We start from the raw sequence: 720 nt of genomic DNA on the forward strand, positions 1-720 counted from the left end.
AGGTACCAGGGGGCCACCTGGTCGCCGGGGCCGTGGAGGATCAGCGTCGGCACCGTGAGCCCCTCGGGATCGGTCGCCTCGGCGAGCCGGTCGCCGTGCAGGCCGGCGCGCCCCTGCGCGGCGCGCACCGCGAGCGGCAGCAGCGGCTCCGGGGTGTGCCGGGCCCGGGCCAGGGCCCGCACCGTGACCTCCCAGCTGAGCACCGGGGAGTCCAGCACCAGCCCGGAGACGCGCTCGCGCAGCTCCGAGTGGCGGGCGGCCCACAGGGCCATCGTGGCGCCGGTGGACCAGCCGAGCAGGACGACCCGTTCGGCCCCGTGCCGCACCGCGTAGCGGATCGCCGCGTGCAGGTCGCGCCACTCGGTCTCCCCGAGGTGGTTGAGCCCGTCCGGGGAGCGGGGCGCGCCGGCGTCGCCGCGGTAGGCGAGGGCCAGTACCGGGAAGTGCCGGTCGTGCAGGAACTCCATGAGGTTCATGGCCAGTTCGCGGGTGGTGCCCAGACCGTGCACCGCGATCACCCAGGTCTCGCGCACCCCGGGCACGAACCAGGCGGGCAGGGCGCCGAGTTCACCCAGGACCTCCACGTCGTCGTGGTTCAGGCCGAGCGCGGAGCGGGGGTTGCCGATGTGCAGGTTGGGGGTGAGCCACACCTTGTCGCGGGGGTGCAGGGAGCCGTGGGTGACGCGTTCCAGGCGGCGTACGACGGTGTCGGGGCGGTGC

The 720-nt window shown here is 75.3% G+C and carries 1 protein-coding gene; it reads right to left on the bottom strand.

Features of this window, described 5'->3' with window-relative positions; translation table 11 throughout:
• A partial coding sequence (locus C1I97_RS38340) for an alpha/beta hydrolase (protein ID WP_146608471.1) occupies positions 1-720 on the bottom strand: 720 nt, incomplete at both ends.

It is taken from the genome of Streptomyces sp. NTH33, assembly GCF_003236365.1.
Classification (GTDB): Bacteria; Actinomycetota; Actinomycetes; order Streptomycetales; family Streptomycetaceae; genus Streptomyces.